Origin of the sequence: Campylobacter sp. RM12642 (genome assembly GCF_020137635.1) — a bacterium.
Taxonomy (GTDB): Bacteria; Campylobacterota; Campylobacteria; order Campylobacterales; family Campylobacteraceae; genus Campylobacter_E.
The window spans coordinates 1-21084 of sequence record NZ_JACGAT010000004.1 but is presented as its reverse complement, the minus strand read 5'-3'; the positions used below and the strand labels follow the sequence as shown (position 1 = coordinate 21084).

The following is a 21084-nucleotide window of genomic DNA, read 5'->3' as shown; positions in this document are numbered from 1 at the left end:
TTATACTAGCAAACTAAACTTTCGCATCGGCTAATACGACTGCAAAAAGAACCTTAATTTTAGCTTTTTTAAGCACTGAATTCGCTTGTTTTAAAGACTCGCCTGAAGTGATAATATCATCTACTAAAATTACAGGTAAATCCAAGGTCTTTTGCAATTCATATTTTCTTTTATTTTTCTTTCTAAACGAAAGACTTTTACCTTTATAAATAATCTTATTTTTTGCTTTAATTGCGTTATATAATGGAATAATATTTTTTGATTTCATATTTTTAATAAGTATTGCTGTATGAGAATACCCGCTAGAGCAATCATCATCTAAGCCTATAGCATAAGCTAATTCATTATCAAAATGAAATCTTTTATAAGAATAAGATGCGAGTTTATTTAATATAAAATATCCACTAATAAAATGCTTGTGATTTAATAATTTTTTAATTTTAGAATATTTATAAAAGCTAATTACTTCTAAACCATCATCTAAAATTCTTCTTTTACATTCAAGTAATTTAAATTCTTTTTCACAAGTTTTACAAAAAATCTTAAATGTAGGCTTAGAGCAATTATAACATAGCATAAAGATTTTATTCTTTATCTTTTAGACGCTTTTTAACCGATTTTACCTTATATTTTAGATTATCATTTCTACTTTTGTGAATGTCAAATTTGGCTACTAAATAAACTCTATCTTTATTAATTAATTTATTTGCTTTATTTAAAATTTTTAAAGCACTTTTTAAATCATCAGTTTCTACGCTAGTTCCCATTGCACCTAATTTATGTTTTATATTTTTCTTTCTTAAATACTCAATAATTGGTGCTATTTCTTCACTTTTACTATCATCGCTCATAGAAAAAATACAAAAATCCATTGTAACACTCATTTTTTCTCCTTTAAATAAATTTAATTATTTCTTCGTTACTTGCTCTTGTAGTTTTAAAATTATTTACATTATCGCTACTTTTTTTACCTATTGCAATGCCACATATGATTTTGCCTTCAACCCCATTTTCTCTAATAGTATCGCAATATTCAGTAATACTACCTAAAACACAAGTGCTAAATCCTAAATATGTAGCCGCATTTAAAAAATTAGCTAGAAAAATACCACAATCTAACAAAGAACCTTCGTTTAAACCATTATCAATATGTAAAATTGCTAGATTTTTAGCATTAAAGAATTTAAAATTCTTATGCCATTGCTCTAGCCTTTTTTCTTTCTCATCTCGCTTTATATTAAGTGCTTCATAAAGCCTAATTCCTGTCTGAAATCTTCTGCTCTTATAAGGTTCAAACCAAATATCAGGATATAATTTTATATCTTGACTTTTTAAGTTATTTTTTACAGCATTTAATAAATCATCACTTAATTTAGCAAGGCTTTTACCGCTAAAAAAGCTTAGTTTTGCTGGTTGCATATTTGTTGCACTAGGGCTTAATTTTGCAAGTTCTACTATATTAATTAATTCATCTTTACTTAATTCATAGTCAATAAAATCTCTACAAGAAAATCTATTATCCAAACATTCCTTAAAAGTCATAAAATCTCCTTAAAACAAGCATAATTGCAAAATATTCTAAAATAAAAGCAGAAATTATATTAATAATCTTTAGCACTTTTAGACTAAATAAATTTGTATATTTATATACAAAAAACGAAAGCGAAAATATCCAAATAAGTATGCTAACGCTAAGTCCTAAAAATAAATATATAGGATTTTGTTTAGTGCTTAGCATAGTTGCAACGCTAAGCCAAAATGTGATTACATAAGGATTTGCTAGATTTAGTAAAAATCCTTTAATAAAATTACTAAATATATTTGTATTTTCTAAATTCTTATGAAGATTTATATCTTTTACTGGCTTTAGCATTAAAAATGCTAAATAACTTAAAAATATAAAGCCAAAAATACTTAAAATATTTAAAAATAAATCATTTTTAATAAATTCTAAAACGCTAAAGCTTAATAATGATAAATAAAGTAAATCAGCGACAAAAGCACCAAAACCTAAAGCAAAAGCATTCTTAAAAGATTTTAGTGCATAACTTAAAATTAGAATATTAACAGGACCAAAAGGAACGCAAACTCCAAGTCCTAATAATATCCCATCAAATAAATCATTCATCTGCTAAACTAAGTCCTACTTTTCCATCTTTAATTTCACTAACTATTACTTCTAGCGTTTCGCCCTCATTAAAGCTTTTGCCCTTAATTTTATTAGAATGTAATAATCCATCAATGCCGTCTTGTAAGGTTACAAATACTCCAAAATTAGCTACTTTTTTAACAACACCACTAAATCTAGTTCCTATTTCAAATTCTACTTTAGGAGCTTGTTTTTTGCCTTTAGATTTTGGTTTTAACACTTCATTTAATATATATTCTTTAGCTTCTTTTACTAATTTTCCACTAATTTTTACTTCATTTTTATCTCTATCTAAATCTATGCTAACGCCAAATTTATCTATGATTTCTTTAATAGTTTTACCACCTTGACCAATAATTTCTGGAATATCATTAGCACTTACGCTAAATATTTCTAATTTAGGTAAAATTTCTTCATTAATAACAATCTTAGAATTTGCTTCTTCCATTAAATTAAGAATATGAATTCTTCCTTTTCTAGCAGCTTCTAAAGCTTGGGTTAATATTTCAGTGCTAACCCCACCTAATTTTATATCCATTTGCATAGCAGTTATTCCATCAACACTACCTGCTACTTTAAAATCCATATCCCCATCGTGATCTTCTAAGCCCATAATATCAGTTAATACAGCATATTCATTATCTTCAATTATAAGCCCCATAGCAACTCCAGCTACTAGTTTTTTACTAGGAACTGCTGCAGCACGAAGAGCTAATGAGCCACCACAAACACTAGCCATTGAGCTACTTCCATTACTTTCTAATATTTCTGAAACTATTCTAATAGTATGAGCATAATCTTTACTAACTGAAGAACTTAAAGCTCTTTTTGCTAGATTTCCGTGTCCTAATTCTCTTCTTGAAGGTGCTTTTAAAGGACTTGCTTCGCCTACACAAAAACCAGGAAAATTATAATTAAACATAAATCTTTCATAGGTAGTTGATTTATTATTTAATAATTCAATTGCTTGAGCGTCATTGTCACTACCTAAAGTGCAAACCACTAATGCTTGAGTTTGACCCCTTGTAAATAAACAAGAGCCGTGCGCATTTGGTAAAATATTAGTCAATATACTAATAGGACGAACCTCATCTAAAGCTCTCCCATCAGCTCTTCTTCTTTCTTTTAAGATTTGCTTTCTTACTATGTGCTTTTTAATACGATTTAATTCATAATCAAGTTCAGCTTCACTCCAATTATTATTTATAAATTCTTCATCTAAAACAACTTTTTTTGCAATAGCTTTAAGCTCACTTGCCCTTTCGCTTTTAGCCATTTTATTAATTGCAAATTTTATATCTTCTAAATAGTTTTTTTCTAAATATTCATATACTGCTAGATTTTCGCTATCAGCTTTATAGTTAAACTCATAAGATTTTTTATATTCTTTAAAAGTATTATAAAAATCATTACTTATATTTAAAATACTACCTTTTGCAAATTCTAAAGCTTGTAATAACTCACTCTCGCTCATCTCATTCATTGAATTATTAGTCTCATTTGCTTTCATTTCTATCATTAATAATTCATCTTTAAGACCACTTACAAACAAATCAAGACTTGAAAGTTCTAAAGAATTTAAATCAGGATTTAGAACAAAACCATTTTCATCCTTAGCAACCCTAACCCCAACTGCTGGATATACAATTTCAATATCACTTAAAAATAAAGCCGCACTTGCTGCATAAAGTGCAAGTGGCTGAATATCAACATTTTCTTCAACCGAAAGAAGCATAACAACGATATGAGTTGGGTGTAAATAACCCTTAGGAAATAATGGGCGTAATGTTCTATCAATTATTCTTGAAGTTAAAGTCTCATAATCACTTGGTTTTGTTTCTCTTTTCACAAAACCGCCTGGAATTTTACCTGCTGCATAAGTTTTTTCTACATAGCTAACGGTTAATGGTAAAAAATCTTCACTAACACATTCATCTTCTCTAGCAACACTTGCTAACATAACCGTTTTACCACAAGTCATTAAAACACTTGCATTTGCTTGTTTTGCAACTAAATCAAGTTCAAATACTAATTCTTTATCGTTAATCTTAATTATTTTTTTCATTTATCTCCTTTTGATATGGCAAATAATAATTGCTCGTTTCTAAAATCTCACACGCATATTCACTTGATATTTCAAGTGGTTGCTTGTAGTAATAATCTTTATCTATAAAATGTTCTATTTTTTCTAAATAATAAACTTTATCAAATAAATCATTATAATAATTATAAGCATCAGCAGCTACTAAAGCACTTGCATATTTTATACTTCTAACGCCTAAACCCAATAAACTTTTATGACATACATTAATAGTTAAACCGCTGTTTGAACCTTGGTCTAACAATAAAATATCCTTACCTTTAAGATTGCTAAGTGGTAAAGACTTTCTATATTTTGCAATTTTACCCATAATTGATTCATCATAAAGCACAGTGCTCATTGATAAAATATATTCTTGAGTTATGGAAAAAGCTTCAATTAATTCTTGAATACATACTATATCTCTTGTTTCACTAATTTTTGCTATCTGACATTCATTATTTGGGGCATATATGCCTTTGTTAAAAAGCATATCATAATATAAATTAAGTTCACTTGCAATAGTCTCAATAAAAGGAATATTTTTAATACTATTTCCTATAATTATATGTCCTTCTAATTCTTTATATTGCAATAATTTTTCACTAAATTTATTAGCAGCTTGTAAAGGATTGTCAAAAATCATAAGTATCATCACCTCTTAAAGCAAAATTATATCTTACACCGCCTATTGGATAAAGATTGAATTTCAAATAAACTCCCCTATCTCTTACAGATTTTACACCCATTTGAGTAAGTTTTGCTGTTGTGCTTTCTTTAAATTCTAAAGAATAATTTATACATCTTTTTTTATGAGTAAAACCTATACTATAGTTTTCAAATTTCTTACTATTTAAATTAAACCAAGCTTGAGAATATATTATGTTATAAGGCATAAATTCATATTGAAATTTACTAGTTAAAAATCTATCATAAGGCTTATTTTTCACAAGAAGCTCATCAATTTTATTATAATAAAATCCAGAACTTATTTTAAATGGCTGGGTTGTATATACTCCTTCTATAAAAAATCTATCAATATTAGAATTTTTGAACGAATACTCCGTAGTATTATTAATATTAAAATTATTATTAAAATAATACTTAAGCTGATTGCTTAAAATATTAAACTTAGAATCTTCTGTCCTAAGCGTTAAAGAATGCTTAAGTTTTTTATCATTATCACTAAAAATTATTTGAGATAACTCAATATTAAAGGTTAAATCATCATAAGTATTTGGTATGAAAAATTCATTTTCTATTTCTTTTGAACCAGTCCTAAGACTAGCACCAAAACCAAAATTAATATTATGCAATATATAATCATACTTTCTAAATAAATTAGTATATATAAAAGCACTATGAGTAGAATTAAAATTATAATCATCTCTTCTACTATAATTATTATAAAAGTTAAGTCCTAATTCAAATTCTTCATTTAAAACAAAGTTAATATAATCATTAAATAAGCTTTTATTAAACTCAATTGGAACATAAAAATGAAATCTATTTAATGTGCTACCTTCTCTTCTATAAAAATTGCTATATGAAAAATCTGCTTTATAGTTAATATGATTATCAAATAAAGTATCATAAAATCTATGATAATGTAGATTTGGAATTTCTTGTAAAGTATAATCTTGATTAATACTTGAAGTGTCTTGATAATATTTAGCATATAAACCGAAATAATCTTTATTATCTGTATAAAAATAATTAAATTTTGAAGTTATTATGGCTTCATCATTATTATCTAAAAAACTAGATAAATTCAAATAATCAATATCACTAATTCTTAAAAAGTCTAAATATAATCCTTCTTGATTTTTGTTATTTGTATTAAAGATTTTATCTCTTTCATAGTGCATATTAAATCCATAATGCTCGCCAAATTTCAATTCTTCTTTATTAAAATAACTATTAAATTCTTTAAAATACCCAACTCCTATATTTCCTTTAGAATAAGGGCTATCAACAAAACGAAAATTAGAATAAATTCCATAACCCCTATTTGTTCTAATTTGTGGTCTTAATTCTAAATCCATTCTATGATTAATTGCCCAAAAAAATGGTTGCTCATAATGAATAGCTTCCTTGCTTTTTATTGATAATTTAGGAACCAAAAAACCAGTTTTTCTACTATCATCTGTATTAATAGCAAAATATGGCATATAAAAAATTGGTATATTTTTAAATCTTAAAACCATACCTTTTAATACTAAATCTTGAGTTTTAGTATTATAAATACCTTCCTTAAAATCAATACTCCATTCAGGATTTGCAACATCACAAGAACTAACACTTGCATTTTTTACAATAAAATCACCATTTATATAAGAACTATTCTTACTTTTTAACCATACTTCAATAAAAGAATCGCTTATAAAAAAATTATCAAAATTTGCACAAGAATTACCTAAATTAATTTTTGCATAATTTGATATAGTAGTTTGATTATTGTTTATTAAAAATACATCTCCAAATAATTCTAATTCTTTTGTATCTTGATTATATTTACCACTATTTGCTCTTGCAAAATAATTTTCTTTAAACAACAATATATCTTTATTTGAGATTATGTAATTATCTTTTTTTACAAACTCATCTGATTGAATTTCAATTTGATTTGAATAAAGTAAGCCAATAAGCAATATCAAATAAGATATTTTTTTAATCAACTTTAATCACCATAGATTTGCTGGCAATATCAGCAAAATTTCTTCTTGTCTTATTAAAGAATATAGATACAAACAATACCCCATTTATAAAAAATTCACAAAATACAAACACTAAAGCTCTATTTAAAGATTCTGTAAAATTAGGAGTATCAAAATGTTCGCAATTTACAATTTTTGTCTTTGTAATCATATTGCCAAAAGTTGCACCATACATATAAAAAAATATAAGAACATAAAAGAATTTAATAATAAAATATGCTTTTACATAGCGAAATAATAATATATTTAAATTGATATAATCTTCGTTATTTATTAAGGTTCTTATTTTAATTATTTCTTCATCATTTATAAAATATATCATTAAAATAAAGATAAGAATATAGCAAATTATAAAATCAGCCACAAAAGCAATAAACCTAGCAACAATATCGGCTAGTTGTTTATCTTCTTTTTCAAGCTTTTCTAATATTTTATCATCCATTTAAAACCCTAAACATAAATCCCCAAACAAGCGTTAAATTTCAAGGTCTTGTAACCTAAAAAATAGTGGAAGAAAAGCATTAAAGGCTGCAATTCACAATTACTTGCATCACAGAACACGGTTGCTTAAACTTAATCACATAAAAAAATCTGTTAGACCGAATATATTAAACCCGCGTTGTCTAGGGTAGTGTAATTTTACATAAAAAGCTTAATGAATTTTTACTTACCCAAGCAAAACTCAGAAAACATTGCATCAAACAATTCATCGCTTCCTGTTTTTTTACCAAAAAGAGATAGTTTATTTAAACTTTCATTTAAATAATAAGCACAAATTTCAAGCTCATTAAAATTATCTATAGCTAAATAAATATTCTCACTAGCACTATAAAACGCACTTATTAAATCAGTATTTGTTAAAACCAATTCATTGTCTAATTGAGAATTTAAATAATTTTTTAATTCAAATTCTAAAGCTTTTATATCATTATTTAATGCTGATATTTTAATACCTTCTAAAGTATTTACTTGTGCTAAGTCGCTTTTATTTTGAACTATAAAATATTTTTTACCACTATTTTTAATGTATTCTAAAAGTTTTAATTCATCTTCTAAGCATTCTTTTGATGAATCAATTAAAAACAATACTATATCAGCCTTATTAATAGCCTCATAGCTTCTTTTAATACCTAATTCTTCTATCAAATCATCACTTTGTCTAATTCCTGCAGTATCAACTAATTTTATTAAATGTCCGTGATAGTTTAAATACTCTTCAATACTATCTCTTGTAGTTCCTGCAATATCACTAACTATTGCTCTATTAAATGATAATAAAGCATTTAATAAAGAGCTTTTACCTACATTTGGTTTTCCAATAATTGCTAGGTTAAATCCTTCTATTAAGCCTCTTTTTTTCTCGCTTCTAATTGCAATTGTTTCTAATTCTTTAGCGTTATTAAGTAGTTTTGCTTTAGCATTTTCTAAAATATCTTCAGGCAAATCATCATCAGCATAATCAATTGCAGTTTCTAAATAAGCTAAAGTTTTAATTAACTCATCTTGGGTGTTAGTGATTAATTCTTTAAAAGCTCCATCTATATTCTTAGATATTATTTTTCTTGCATTTTCACTCTTTGCAGCAATTAATTCATTTATTAAAAGTGCTTTTTCTAAACTCATTTTATTGTTTAAGCAAGCTCTTTTGCTAAATTCCCCTGCTCTTGCAAATCTAGCACCTAATTTATTTAAAATCATAAGTATATTTTGTGCGTTTGTAAAACCGCCGTGAATTTGAAACTCTACGCAATCTTCACCAGTAAAAGAAAAAGGGGCTTTAAAATAAATTATAATGCCTTCATCAACAAATTCATTTTCGTAAAATAGTTTAAAAAAGTGAGCATAGCGGGGATTATTTTTTAATTTTTCTGCGTTTTTTTGACTTAATAATTTTGATGCTATTTCTAAAGCTTTTTCCCCACTTAATCTAATAATACTAATAGCACCATTTCCACTAGCACTAGCAAGTGCTGCTATTGTGCTATTCATTGTTTTTTAAATTCTCCATAAATTGCAATGTATCTTCCTAAAGAACTATCTTTTATAACTATATTTTTATGAGAAAATTCTTTTAATAATTCTTCATATACTAGATTTAATAAACTTGTTTCTAATGGTCTTGTTTGAGCCTTACCCACTTCATCAATTTTTGTCTTTACTTCGCTTAAATGCTTTTCAAGATTTTCTCTTAATTTGGCAAGAACACCACAAATCTCAACTCTTGCGTGAAGATTGTATTTAATGTTTATTAGATGATTTACAATAGTATCTAGTGCTTTGTATTTATGTGCGTCTTTTCCTATTAAACTTTCATAAGAATTTGCAATAAATTCTACATTTACACTATTTTCATTAGCTGGAGTTACCACAACATCTCTTACATCAAAATATTCACTACAAAATAAATTTTTTAAATCTTTTGCAATATCTTCAATAATATTAATTTCAATTTTTTTCTTAACTTTTACTTCAATTATTGCATCTTTTTTAAAAAAACCTAAAAAACCAGCTTTTGGCAATTGAATTATTTCATACTCTAATTCTCTAATAGAGCAATTAGTTTCCTTAATTGCTCTATCAATAGCACCTTCTAGTGTTCTATCAACTATTTGCATTTTTTCCTTCTTTATTAGCAAAAATTTTATTTACAAACCATTGTTGAGCTAGTGAAAATGTATTATTTACACACCAATACAATGTAAGACCTGCTGGGAAATTTATAAAAAATATCACAAATACTAAAGGTAAAAATTTCATAATCTTAGCTTGTGTAGGGTCTTGTATAGTCATAGGAGTTATAACTTGTTGTAAAAACATAGTAGCACCCATATAAATTGGTAAAATATAATAAGGATCATGTATTGCTAAGTCATTAATCCATAAAGCCCAAGGAGCAGCCTTAAGCTCAATAGCATTTAATAATACCCTATAAATTGCAAAAAATATTGGAATTTGAATTAATATTGGTAGACATCCGCCTAATGGATTTGCCTTATGTTTTTTATAAAGCTCCATCATATGCATTTGCATTTTTTGTGGATTACCTTTATATTTTTCTTGAATTTCTTTAATTTTTGGAGCTAAAACTTTTAATTTTTGCATAGAAACCATACTTTTATAAGTTGGATATGTAAGACAAATTCTAACAACTATCGTAAGAATAACAATAGACCAACCCCAATTGCCTACATGTGAATATATAAAACTTAAAAATGCGAACATTGGTTTAGCAATAAAAGTAAACCAACCATATTCAACCACATTTGTAAGTTTTTCATTAACAGCTTCTAAAATTTTATGCTCTTTTGGACCAATATAAGCATTAAATGTATCATTACCACTAGCTACAACATAACCAACTGATAAATCTTTGTGATTTTTAACAACTACCTTAAATGGCTTTTCAAAATTATAAAATGTGCTTGTGTAGTATCTATCAGAAAATGCAGCTATTATAGAATCAGTTTCAACTCTTTCATCATTTGATTTTATATCTCCATCTTCATAATCTACTTTAGTATCATCATTTTTGTAAATCATAGCACCATGAACTGTTAAAGTATCTGCTAAAACATTCGGACGCTCACCTGGAGTAATAACATAATCTCTTAATTTATTATCACTAAAAGTAATTTTTACTTGATAAAAACCATTTTCTTTGAATGTTATAATTTTATTAACAATTACACCATTTACATCTTTACTTAAAACTAGCTCTTCACCAATATTTACACTACTTTTATTTGCTTTAAAAGTTGTATTGTTAAATTCTTTATTAAATTCACTATCATAAAAAACCATAGATAAAGGATATAAAGTAGTATTTTTATCAACTAAATTAATAGCTTCATTTGTTTCATTTAAAAATCTTTCATCTTTTAAAATAAAACTACTAATTTCTCCATTTTCATTGATTTGAACATCAAAATGCTCATTATTAACACTAGCAATAATATTATTTGTTTTTATTGCTTTAATATCTCCGATATTTTGAGTTTTTGTTTGTATATTACTAACTTCTTGCTTTTGAATTTGTTGAGTATTAGTAACAACTGGTTTAGGGATTAAAAAATCATAACCTATAAAAAAAACCATAGATAAAACTACAGCAATTATAATCCTTTTTTGTTGAGACATATTATCAAACATATTTTTCCTTTATTTGAATATTACTTTTACTATATAATAAAATTGTTTATCTTTTGGAACAAAAATCATTTTAAGTTTTTTTATCTTATTTTGATGTGTAAAAAGCATAATAGGTTTATGTTTAATTTTAATTATAGGATAATCAAAACCACCTACAAATAATTGATTACATTTTAAAATTCTTAAAGCTGTTAAAAAAAGTGCTTTAAAAAAATTATTATATTGAAGTTGAATAATCGCATATTGAGAGCAAGTTGGATAATATCTACAAGATTTAGGCTTTAAAGGACTTAAAAAATATCTATAAAATTCAACTAATTTAACAGCTAAATACCTAAACATTTTATTCCTTTAAACACCCCAACCTTTTAAGACTCCACTTAATATTCTTTTCTAATTCAAAATAACCTAAATCACTAAAACCTTTTTTTGCTACAAATATGTAATAACCGCTACTTATATTTGGATAAAGTTGTAAAAAAATAGCTCTTATTAATCTTTTAGTTCTATTCCTTACAACAGCACATCCTACTTTTTTACTTGCGATTACTGCAATTTTTTTAACTTCGCTTGGTTCGTGATAAATAACGCAGTTTTTAGCAAACCATTTTGAACCAATTTTATAAAGTCTAGCAAAATCTTTAGAATCATTTATGCTAGAAAATTCCTTTAGATTGCTAATCTTCTTCTACCTTTTGCGCGTCTTGCATTGATTACTTTACGACCATTTTTAGTCTTCATTCTTACACGAAATCCGTGAGTTCTCTTGCGAGGTGTATTGTGTGGTTGATAAGTTCTTTTTGGCATTTTTCTTCCTTAAATAAAAAAATTAAACGCATATTCTATCACAAATAACTTAATTATTTTTAAGTATTTTTGATATAAAATAAATTTTATGGATAAAAATACATATTTACATTACTTAAAATTATTCGGATTTTCCTTTTACAACGATAAGTTAAGCGTTAATAAAAACTACAATATAAAAGATATAAAAAATTGCAAATTATGCAATTTATACAAAAGTAAAAATAATTTTTATACAAATAAAGTAATTAAATCAAATATTTTCATACTAAGCGATATTGGTTTTAATGACAATGATGCTGAATATTTTAATAGTATTTTAAGCAAGAATTTAAATCTTAATTTAAATAATGTATATATTACAAATATAGTAAAATGCTCAAATCAATATAAACAAGAAAATATTTTAAAGTGCTATCAGTATTTTTTAAATGAACTTTTAGAAAGTGAAGCAAATATTATAATTTTATTAGGAGAAAATTTAAAAAATATATTACAATTATCAAATTTTAATATTGGAGATATTATTTTTTATGACTTTTATGGTAAAAAAAGAAAAGTTTTGCTAAATTACAGCTTTAGCTTTATTAAAAAAAATCCAAGTTATGAAAATGATTTTATAAATAACTTAAAAAAAATAAAGGAATAATTATGAAAAAATTATTAACAACAATGTTAATATGCTCAAATCTTATTGCTGCCAAACAAGAATTAGTCAAAATTGAGCCAGCAAAGGTTTTTTATGTTAATTACGAAAAAGAAAAATGCTCTGATGAATGTCTAAAAGACTTATTATACAAAGGTCTTTACATAAGCTATATAACAAGATTTAATTCTAATGATGAAAAACTAAATAACATTTATGTAAAACTTCTTAATGGAATTGAATATATTGATTTACCTAAAAAACAACAATTAAACACAATTAAAATAGCTTTAGTTATACCAGAAAAAGTTGTAAAATCTTATTCTAGTAATATAATTTCTCCTGCACTTGCATATCTTATGAAACAAAATGATAAAGTATATATGAAAGTATATTTTACAGGAGATGAAAGTGAAGCTAATATAGCTCCTATCATAAGCCAATTACACGATTATTCACTAATTATTACAGGATTTCAAAAAAACGGCATTAATGTATTAAACAAAAGTATTACAAATATTGCAGTATTTAATCCATTAGCAAAATCTAGTGATTTTGATAATGTAAATTCTAATTTTACATTTGGTAGCATAGATTATCAAGAACAAGTTGCAAAACTAATAAATATTTCAAATAATAAAATCGCTGTATTTAAAGATGATAGCTTACTAGCAAGTAAAATAACTGATAATATAAGAGAACAAAGCAATATAATTTCTCTTAAAACTATTGAAAAGAAAAATCTAAATGTAAATTCGGCTTTAAGTGATGCTTGGAAATTAAATAATTCTAGCGTATTTTTTAATATACCATTAGTAAAAACAACTCTTTTGGCAACACAAATAAGAGCTTTAAGTATTAGACCGAATAAATATTTAAGCACTCAAATTAATTATCATCCTATGTTTTTAAACCTAAGCCAAGAAAACGAAAGGTCTATGTTTTATTTTGCTAATTCGATAGGCGAAATTGATGAAGAAATAGAGTATATAAATGATTTATTAGGGCAAAAAATAGCTTATAACTGGATAGCTTATTCAACTAGCGTTGGATTAGATTACTACTATCACGAGCTATATTCAAACAAAAAAGATAGATTATTTAAAGATAATTTTATAGGTAATTCAATACATTTTAATGTAAGAATTATGAATGCTAAACAATCAAAATTTAGCGAACAAAAATAAAACTAAGAATTTAAATTCTTAGTTTTAAGTAATTTTATAAAGATAATAAAGCAATTCTTACTGCGTTAGTTGCTGCTCCAACACGAATTTGATCAGCTACACACCATAAATGTAAAATCTTAGGGTTATTTAAATCAACTCTAATTCTACCAACATAAGTTTCATTCGTATTGCTTGTAAATAAAGGCATTGGATAGCGTAACTCTTCATTTTCACTATCTTCATTATGTGCTTTTGTATTTGGATTATCCATCAATACAACGCTTGGAGCTTTACTTAAAATCTCTCTTACTTTTGTTAAATCTACATTATTTTTAAAAGTAATTGTAATACTTTCGCTATGACTTCTAAGCACTGGCACTCTAACGCAAGTAGCACTAATTTGCATTTTTTTATTCATAATTTTTTGAGTTTCATTTACCATTTTTAGCTCTTCTTTTGTATAGCCGCTATCAGTAAATACATCAATTTGTGGAATTAGATTTAATGCTAGTTGATAAGTAAATTTTGACGGTTTAATTTCTTCAAAAGCAAATACTTTTTGAAGACCTTCCATAAGCTCACTCATACCTAAATTCCCTGCTCCACTTGCCGCTTGATAAGTGCTAACATCAACTCTTTCTATATCAAATACATCATCAAGTGGTTTTAATACTTGCACCATTTGAATGGTTGAGCAATTTGGATTTGCAATTATTCCTTTATGTTTTTCAAAATCACCAGGATTACATTCAGGCACTATTAAAGGCACATCATTCATCATTCTAAAATAACTTGTATTATCAATAACCAAAGCACCTTTATTTGCTGCAATTTTTGCATATTTTTCACTTATACTTCCACCCGCACAAAAGAATGCTATATCAACATCTTCTTCATCAAAACTATGCTCATCTAATTCTTCTATAACATAAGTTTCATCACGCCATACAATCTCTTTACCAGCACTATTTTTACTAGCTAATAATCTTAGTTCTTTTACTGGAAAATTGTATTCATTTAATACATTTAATATTTCTTCGCCTACAGCACCTGTTGCACCAATGATTGCAATATTTTTCATTTCACTCTCCTAAATTGTATTTTTGCATTTTTTCTCTAAAAACTTTTTCGCTCATTGAAATTAATTTAGAAGCTGCTTTTATATCCTTTTCTTGCTTTAAAGCTTCTTTAATTAATTCAAATTCTAAGTCATTTATATTATTTTTATTATTATTAGTAAAATTAAGCCTTAAATCACTATCTTTTACTATATTTTCATCGCTTAAAATTGCAGCACTTTCAACAATGGAAATCAATTCTCTTATATTTCCAGGATAATTATAATCATTTAATACTTTTATAGCTTCTTTGCTAAAAGTTTTTTCCCCTAAATCATACTCATTACAAATTCTATTTAAAGTAGCATTAGCAATTTCTATTATTTCATCTTTTCTTTGTCTTAAAGGCAAAATATCTAGCATAATTGTATTTAATCTATAAAATAAATCTGCTCTAAATTTATTATTTTTAATATTATCTTGTATGTTTATATTACTAGCACTTATAATTCTTACATCTATATTAATTAATTTTGTGCCACCTAATCTTTGTATGGTTTTTTCTTGTAAAACTCTTAATAACTTAGCTTGAATACTAGCACTCATTTCGCCTATTTCATCAAGAAATAAAGTGCCTTCATTAGCTAACTCAAATAAGCCCAATTTACTAGAATTAGCATCTGTAAAAGCTCCTTTTTCATATCCAAACAATTCACTCTCTATTAAATTTTCAGGGATAGCAGCCATATTAATAGCTATAAAAGGCTTATTTGCTCTTTTACTATTTTCGTGAATAAATTTTGCAAATACTTCTTTACCAACTCCACTTTCACCGCTTAAAAATACACTGACATTTGTTTTAGCTGCTTTTAAAGCTATTGTTTTTAAATTCTCAAGTTCTTTTGATGAACCTAAAAATCCATTTTGTTTTACTGGAATTTCTTTTTTGATTTTATTAGCTTTTTTTTCTCTAATAATTTTTGCTCTATTTATTGCTTCACATAATTTATCCAAATCAAATGGCTTTGTTAAAAAATCTTTTACTCCAAGTCTTAGTGCTTCAATTGCTTTATTTAAAGTTGCATTTCCTGTAATAATTATAAACTCAGCACTAATTTTTTGTTCTAAAGCTGTTTTTACAAACTCAAGTCCGTCCATTTTAGGCATATTAATATCACTTATTATTAAGTCAAAACTATCATCTAATTCTTTTAAAGCATCAATTGGATTTTTATAAGTTTTTAATTCATAATCATCACTTAATGATAATTCTAAGGATTTTCTCATATTAATATCATCTTCAACTATGGCTATTTTCATACCTTATCCTTTGTGTAAATCAATATTTTACCTTGAGCAAGTTCTGCTTTAAAATAAATTGGCAATAATCTTAAATGAGTTTTTATACTTGCTTTAAAATTATTGACATCAACATATTCACTCACTATCGCTTTATTAACACAATCTATTAAATTTGTTTGTTGGTCTTTTAAACTATCATAAATATTAGACTTTGTAGCATTAATCTCACAAACATAAGTATACCTTGCTTTTTTATCAATACTCATTGCTCTACTTAAGTGAAATTCTTCGTTAGTTAGGACTAGATTAGTAGTACTTAATCTAGCCCAAAATATATAATCAGGATTTGCAGCGTTTAATAATCCTAAAAAGCTAATTAATATGAGAACAATTCGTTCCATTTATATTTATCAATTTTTAATTCTAATTCAACCGTATAAAGACCATCTTTAAATCCTTCTCCGGTAATGTTTGCATTTTTAATAAGTCCATTAACATATGTTGTAATTAACGAGCTTCTAAGCATTGCATCTTTTACATTTTCTCTAGAATTTACTCTAACCCCATAAAGTTTGCCAGCTAATTGACGATAAGCATCAGCTAATGCTGCTCTTTTTGCAAGTGCTAATGCTTGAGCTTGCGAAACTGTGTTTTGAGGTGGAATTCCCTCTCCTACCGAACTAAAAATCATAAGTCTTACTGCTTCTTCTTCAGGACTTAAAACAGGCTCTTGATAACTTGCTTTTTTATAAGCTGTTTTTTGAGTGTTATTTTCTACTTGAACTGTTGTTTCTTTTTTTTGTGGAACACAAGCACAAATAAATATAGCTAAAGCGATGGTGCCTAATCTTTTCACGATTTTTCCTTTAAATAATTATTTAATTGCTTCAAAGCAATTATTATTCCTTTTCTTTAAATAGCTTGTTATAATATGAAAAATAATCTGTTGTTTTGCTTAATTGCTTAGAAATATTTGAATAAAAATTTATTTCATCAATTTGATTATATTCTAAATTATTATCCAATTCAGCTATTTTCTTTAAAGAAGAACATTCATATAAATATAAGTTATTTTTTAATGCAACCATCACACTGCCAATAGCCCAAGTTCTACAAAATTCTCTTAAATCATTTCTATTTGGAGTTAGTTGTTTTTTAGCGTATAAATTCGCTGCTAAAACATTAGTATCAAAATATATAAAATTGTTATATTTATTTTTAATACTATCATATATTTTTTGACTAGGAGCTATTAATAATGTATGCTCAATATAATTATTAAAAATTACTCTATCGCCTATTTGTGGAGTTAATATAGGTAATGGTAAAGCATCTTGTTTTAAATCAGAAAATGTATATAACTCTAATTTAATATTATTGTTCTCATTATTTACAAAACTAGCTCTAGCAACAATTATAGAATATTCTCCAATATCTTTAATAACAATAGCGCCATTTTTTAAATTATTTTCATCATATTTTGCATCAACTATATGAGCATAAGCATAGCCATTATCAATCTTGTCAATAACAGCATTTATAAATTGATTAGCAAATGCAAAAACCGAAAAGCATATTAAAATAAAAGTTTTCTTAAACATATTATCCCTTTAAAATTAAATTACTAAATTATAAGCAAAAAAAAGTAAAATGTCTGCCTTATTTTGGAAATTTTATCATATTTTAAAGGAAAATAATGCGAAAAATCATATTAGTTTTATCTATTTTTTTAAGTTTAAATTTATTCTCAAAAGAATTAAAAATGGAAGAATTAATATGGGAAAGAGGCGAGAGTTTTTTATTTTTCTTACAAAAAAATCAAATTCCATTAAGCATATATCATAATCTTGATAAAGAAGATAAAGAACTAACAGCAGAAATTATAGCTGGGGTTAAATATCAAATATTAAGAGATGAAAATGATAATATAGAGCAAATTTTAATACCAATAAGCGAAACTTTACAAATACAAATATATAAGGATTTAGAAGATAAATATGCTATAACATTTACTCCAATTACTTATAAAGTTGAAGAAACAAGTTTAACATTTAAAATAAATAAATCAGTATATCAAGATATTATAGACAATACTCAAAACTCTAGATTAGCAAGCGCTCTACTTAGAGCATATGCAGGAACAATTAATTATACAGGAATGAAAAAAGATGATAGGGTAGTAATCGTTTATTCTCAAAAAAGAAGATTAGGTAGAATTTATGGAGATGCAAATATAAAATCAGCTATGATTGAAGTCAATAAAAAGCCTTATTATATATTTAAATATGGAGATAATGATTTTTACGATGAAAACGGAAAACAATTAGAAACATATACTTTTATATTGCCTGTTGGAAATGTTAGAATTAGTTCTCCATTTAACCCAGGAAGATTTCATCCTATTTTAAAAAAATATAGAGCCCATCTAGGAATAGATTATGCAGCACCAACAGGAACACCAGTAAAAGCAGCAGGTGCTGGAAAAATAATGTTTAGAGGAGTAAAAGGCGGATATGGAAATGTAGTTCAAGTAAATCACTCAAGTGGCTATATGACTTTATACGCACATTTAAGCAAATTTGGTAAATATAAAATAGGAGATAGTGTAAAACAAGGTCAAGTAATTGGCTATGTAGGAACTACAGGTCTTAGCACAGGGCCGCACTTACATTTTGGTATGTATAAAAACAATGCAGCAATTAACCCAGCAACAGTTGTTAGAGTTGCAAAAGATGGTCTAGTAGGCAAAGAAAAGCAAAAATTTGATTTAATAACTAAAGAATATATAAGTGAAATTAAGCATATATTAGAAAGTAAAATAACTCCTATAAAAGAAGAGAATTTTGAAAATATTGTGGAGCTTAATTAAAATATGAAAAATACAGCAGTAGCTTTTGAAATAATACAAGATTTTTTAGATGAAAAAGATGTTAGCTACGCTGAATTATTAGAAGCCCTAAAAATAATAAAAAATGATGATTATGAAGCTTATGAAAACATAATTAAAAGTCTTGATGATGAAGACTTAGGAAATATCGCAACGCTAATGCCTGAACATATGTTAAGCGATGTTTTGAAATTATCTTCAAGCAAAAAATTAGCTTTAGCATTAGGCGAATTAGAAAGCGATGATGCAACTGATTTAATGCAAAGCATTGAAGAAATTGATGATGAAAAAGCAAATAGAATTTTTTCAAATCTTAGTAAAGACGAACAAGATGATATTTTATTCTTAAAACGCTACGATGATGAAAAAGCTGGTGCTTATATGCAAACAGAGATTTTTACCGCAAAGCTTAGTGATACTCTAGAAAGTGCTATTAGCAAATATAAAGAGCTTAAAAAAAGCGAAGAAATAGAACATATAATCCAACTTTTTATAACCGATGAGAATGAAAAATTAATTTATAGTTTGCATGTAGGAGATTTAATTTTATATGAATTTAAAGATACTTTTCAGCAAATTCTAGATAAAAATGAAGATTTAGCAAAAGATTTACATTTTATTAGAGATTATGACACTATAAATGATGCTATCTCTATGGTTCAAGACTATGATTTAAGTGTAATTGCTGTAGTTGATAATAATAATAAATTATTAGGAAGAATAACTTATGATGATATACACGACTTAATCCAAGACTATGCAACAGAGCAAATGTATAACTTTGCAGGGGTTGGAGATATTGATAGCGAAGATGAAAATACTATAAAAGCAGCTAAAAGTAGGGCTAAATGGCTTATTGTAAATCTAATTACTTCGCTAATTTCAGCCCATGTTATCGCAATGTTTTCTGATGCAATAGAAAAGTTAGTAGCACTTGCAGCTTTAATGCCAATAGTTGCATCAATGGGTGGAAATACTGGCTCACAAGCACTTGCAGTAACTATTAGAAAACTTGCTTTAGGTGAATTAAGTTATGAGAATTCAAAACATATATTATTAAGAGAAATTGCTATTTCGTTTTCAAACGCAACGATTTTTGCCATTGTGTTAGGAGCTGTTGCGTATTTTTGGTTTTCAATCCCAATGCTAAGCCTTGTGATATTTATATCAATGATTTTAAATTTAGGTTTTGCAGGTTTAATTGGCTCATTAATACCTTTGGTATTAAAAAAATGTGGATTTGACCCTGCACTAGGTAGTGCAGTTTTACTAACAGCAACCACCGATGCTTTAGGGTTTTTTAGCTTTTTATTACTTGCTAAGGTAATATTGTTATAATTTAATCTACTTTTAACAAAATTATGTTTAAATTAATGATTTAATTTTCAATGAAAAAGGAGATGAAATGAAAATTTCAACAAAACTTTCGTTATGTATACTGATTAGTTTGTGTATCTTAGGTATTAGCCTAATATTTATTTCTAACAAAGGAATGCAAGAAATTGACGATGTAACAACTAAAACAGTAGAAGAATTAGCAGTAAAAGATGCTAGAAGTGCTGCAAAAAGCATTGTATTTGGATTTTATAATTTTTCTGAAAAATTATTTAAAGACTTCGTAAAAGCCGGAGATGGACCTGAAGATGCACTTGAAAGCACAATTGAATATCTTCAAGGTATGAATTTAGATAGCACAAATATTAGATTTTTTGCTGTTAATTCAGATGGAACTTATTTAGTTCATTATCAACCAGAAAAAGTAGGAAAGAATTTAAAAGCAGATTTAGATATTAAAGGCGAAAGCTATGTAGAAAAATTTGTTAAGAATGGCTTAGCAGGTGGTGGTTTTACAGAAGTTACATTCTTTGATAAGGTAGCTAATAAAAACAGAAATATCATTACCTATACTAAAAAAGATAAAAATATGGATATTATCTATGGTTGCACAATAGATATGGATATAACAAATCAAGAAATCGCTGAAGTAGGTAAAATAATTGATGAAGTTATTAGTAGCTCAAATTACAAATTTACATTAGCAGCAGTTGTTATAGCAGCTATAATTTTAATATTAATGATTATCTTCGTAAAATTCCAAATCACTCGCCCACTAAATAATC

General features: G+C 26.3%; 23 protein-coding genes and 1 pseudogene. 5 read left to right on the top strand and 19 right to left on the bottom strand.

Annotation, left to right across the window (positions count from 1 at the left end; translation table 11 throughout):
• Nucleotides 1-13 precede the first annotated feature (13 nt).
• From AVBRAN12642_RS02510 to rpmH, 14 genes are all read right to left on the bottom strand, one after another.
• Nucleotides 14-577 (bottom strand): ComF family protein, encoded by a 564-nt coding sequence (locus AVBRAN12642_RS02510; protein ID WP_214150330.1) that lies wholly within the window; start codon nucleotides 575-577, stop codon nucleotides 14-16.
• Between the two features lie 7 nt (nucleotides 578-584).
• Nucleotides 585-884: a thiamine-binding protein gene (locus AVBRAN12642_RS02505; protein WP_214116528.1), complete on the bottom strand. Its 300-nt coding sequence runs from the start codon at nucleotides 882-884 to the stop codon at nucleotides 585-587.
• Between the two features lie 10 nt (nucleotides 885-894).
• Nucleotides 895-1542 (bottom strand): nitroreductase family protein, encoded by a 648-nt coding sequence (locus AVBRAN12642_RS02500; RefSeq protein WP_336606874.1) that lies wholly within the window; start codon nucleotides 1540-1542, stop codon nucleotides 895-897.
• A complete protein-coding gene (locus AVBRAN12642_RS02495; protein ID WP_214116524.1) occupies nucleotides 1532-2128 on the bottom strand; it encodes a LysE family transporter in 597 nt (198 codons plus the stop codon). The genes AVBRAN12642_RS02500 and AVBRAN12642_RS02495 overlap by 11 nt, the downstream gene beginning before the upstream one ends.
• Complete coding sequence (locus AVBRAN12642_RS02490) at nucleotides 2121-4214, bottom strand: polyribonucleotide nucleotidyltransferase (protein ID WP_214120586.1); 2094 nt, start codon at nucleotides 4212-4214, stop codon at nucleotides 2121-2123. The genes AVBRAN12642_RS02495 and AVBRAN12642_RS02490 overlap by 8 nt, the downstream gene beginning before the upstream one ends.
• On the bottom strand, nucleotides 4198-4875 hold the full coding sequence (locus AVBRAN12642_RS02485) for a sodium:proton antiporter (RefSeq protein WP_214116520.1): 678 nt from the start codon (nucleotides 4873-4875) through the stop codon (nucleotides 4198-4200). Before AVBRAN12642_RS02485 ends, AVBRAN12642_RS02490 begins: the two co-directional genes overlap by 17 nt.
• Nucleotides 4865-6907 carry an LPS-assembly protein LptD gene (locus AVBRAN12642_RS02480; RefSeq protein WP_336606873.1) on the bottom strand — a complete coding sequence of 681 codons (2043 nt, stop codon included), beginning with the start codon at nucleotides 6905-6907 and terminating at the stop codon, nucleotides 4865-4867. The genes AVBRAN12642_RS02485 and AVBRAN12642_RS02480 overlap by 11 nt, the downstream gene beginning before the upstream one ends.
• Nucleotides 6900-7388 carry an RDD family protein gene (locus tag AVBRAN12642_RS02475; RefSeq protein ID WP_214116509.1) on the bottom strand — a complete coding sequence of 163 codons (489 nt, stop codon included), beginning with the start codon at nucleotides 7386-7388 and terminating at the stop codon, nucleotides 6900-6902. Before AVBRAN12642_RS02475 ends, AVBRAN12642_RS02480 begins: the two co-directional genes overlap by 8 nt.
• Nucleotides 7389-7609: 221 nt before the next feature.
• The gene (gene mnmE, locus AVBRAN12642_RS02470; RefSeq protein ID WP_336607904.1) at nucleotides 7610-8935 is read right to left on the bottom strand and encodes a tRNA uridine-5-carboxymethylaminomethyl(34) synthesis GTPase MnmE; all 1326 of its coding nucleotides are present in this window, start codon (nucleotides 8933-8935) and stop codon (nucleotides 7610-7612) included.
• The gene (locus AVBRAN12642_RS02465; RefSeq protein WP_336607697.1) at nucleotides 8932-9561 is read right to left on the bottom strand and encodes a Jag N-terminal domain-containing protein; all 630 of its coding nucleotides are present in this window, start codon (nucleotides 9559-9561) and stop codon (nucleotides 8932-8934) included. Before AVBRAN12642_RS02465 ends, mnmE begins: the two co-directional genes overlap by 4 nt.
• Nucleotides 9548-11095, bottom strand: coding sequence for a membrane protein insertase YidC (gene yidC, locus AVBRAN12642_RS02460; RefSeq protein WP_214120382.1), 1548 nt, complete (start codon nucleotides 11093-11095; stop codon nucleotides 9548-9550). The genes AVBRAN12642_RS02465 and yidC overlap by 14 nt, the downstream gene beginning before the upstream one ends.
• 9 nt (nucleotides 11096-11104) lie before the next feature.
• Entirely contained in the window at nucleotides 11105-11437 is a 333-nt protein-coding gene (gene yidD / locus AVBRAN12642_RS02455; protein ID WP_214116501.1) for a membrane protein insertion efficiency factor YidD, read from the bottom strand.
• Nucleotide 11438: 1 nt separating this feature from the next.
• Nucleotides 11439-11777 carry a ribonuclease P protein component gene (rnpA, locus tag AVBRAN12642_RS02450; RefSeq protein WP_275592001.1) on the bottom strand — a complete coding sequence of 113 codons (339 nt, stop codon included), beginning with the start codon at nucleotides 11775-11777 and terminating at the stop codon, nucleotides 11439-11441.
• Complete coding sequence (gene rpmH / locus AVBRAN12642_RS02445) at nucleotides 11765-11902, bottom strand: 50S ribosomal protein L34 (protein WP_214116499.1); 138 nt, start codon at nucleotides 11900-11902, stop codon at nucleotides 11765-11767. Before rpmH ends, rnpA begins: the two co-directional genes overlap by 13 nt.
• 88 nt (nucleotides 11903-11990) lie before the next feature.
• On the opposite strand from rpmH, the gene AVBRAN12642_RS02440 reads away from it, so the two are divergent.
• Nucleotides 11991-12551: a uracil-DNA glycosylase family protein gene (locus tag AVBRAN12642_RS02440; RefSeq protein WP_214116498.1), complete on the top strand. Its 561-nt coding sequence runs from the start codon at nucleotides 11991-11993 to the stop codon at nucleotides 12549-12551.
• Nucleotides 12552-12553: 2 nt separating this feature from the next.
• Nucleotides 12554-13735, top strand: coding sequence for a hypothetical protein (locus tag AVBRAN12642_RS02435; protein ID WP_336607903.1), 1182 nt, complete (start codon nucleotides 12554-12556; stop codon nucleotides 13733-13735).
• Nucleotides 13736-13769: 34 nt separating this feature from the next.
• Here the strand turns inward: AVBRAN12642_RS02435 and AVBRAN12642_RS02430 are convergent, their stop codons facing one another.
• The 5 genes and pseudogenes from AVBRAN12642_RS02430 to AVBRAN12642_RS02410 all read right to left on the bottom strand — a co-directional run bounded on the left by AVBRAN12642_RS02430 (nucleotide 13770) and on the right by AVBRAN12642_RS02410 (nucleotide 17678).
• Nucleotides 13770-14798 (bottom strand): aspartate-semialdehyde dehydrogenase, encoded by a 1029-nt coding sequence (locus AVBRAN12642_RS02430; RefSeq protein WP_214116494.1) that lies wholly within the window; start codon nucleotides 14796-14798, stop codon nucleotides 13770-13772.
• A gap of 1 nt (nucleotide 14799) precedes the next feature.
• Nucleotides 14800-16095, bottom strand: coding sequence for a sigma-54-dependent transcriptional regulator (locus AVBRAN12642_RS02425; RefSeq protein ID WP_336607902.1), 1296 nt, complete (start codon nucleotides 16093-16095; stop codon nucleotides 14800-14802).
• Nucleotides 16092-16478, bottom strand: a complete 387-nt coding sequence (locus AVBRAN12642_RS02420; RefSeq protein ID WP_214116482.1) for a hypothetical protein — start codon at nucleotides 16476-16478, stop codon at nucleotides 16092-16094. The genes AVBRAN12642_RS02425 and AVBRAN12642_RS02420 overlap by 4 nt, the downstream gene beginning before the upstream one ends.
• Nucleotides 16454-16762: pseudogene (locus AVBRAN12642_RS09870) on the bottom strand (lipoprotein required for motility); the annotation flags it as partial. The gene AVBRAN12642_RS02420 and the pseudogene AVBRAN12642_RS09870, both read right to left, overlap by 25 nt.
• A gap of 214 nt (nucleotides 16763-16976) precedes the next feature.
• Nucleotides 16977-17678 (bottom strand): plasminogen-binding N-terminal domain-containing protein, encoded by a 702-nt coding sequence (locus tag AVBRAN12642_RS02410; protein ID WP_214116480.1) that lies wholly within the window; start codon nucleotides 17676-17678, stop codon nucleotides 16977-16979.
• A 95-nt stretch (nucleotides 17679-17773) separates the two neighbouring features.
• Here AVBRAN12642_RS02410 and AVBRAN12642_RS02405 point away from each other — a divergent pair, with 95 nt between their 5' ends.
• From AVBRAN12642_RS02405 to AVBRAN12642_RS02395, 3 genes are all read left to right on the top strand, one after another.
• Nucleotides 17774-18946 carry a peptidoglycan DD-metalloendopeptidase family protein gene (locus AVBRAN12642_RS02405; protein ID WP_214116477.1) on the top strand — a complete coding sequence of 391 codons (1173 nt, stop codon included), beginning with the start codon at nucleotides 17774-17776 and terminating at the stop codon, nucleotides 18944-18946.
• Between the two features lie 3 nt (nucleotides 18947-18949).
• A complete protein-coding gene (locus AVBRAN12642_RS02400) occupies nucleotides 18950-20302 on the top strand; it encodes a magnesium transporter (RefSeq protein WP_336607693.1) in 1353 nt (450 codons plus the stop codon).
• A 67-nt stretch (nucleotides 20303-20369) separates the two neighbouring features.
• Nucleotides 20370-21084 (top strand): cache domain-containing protein (locus AVBRAN12642_RS02395; RefSeq protein ID WP_336607901.1); only part of this gene is annotated, 715 nt, incomplete at its 3' end.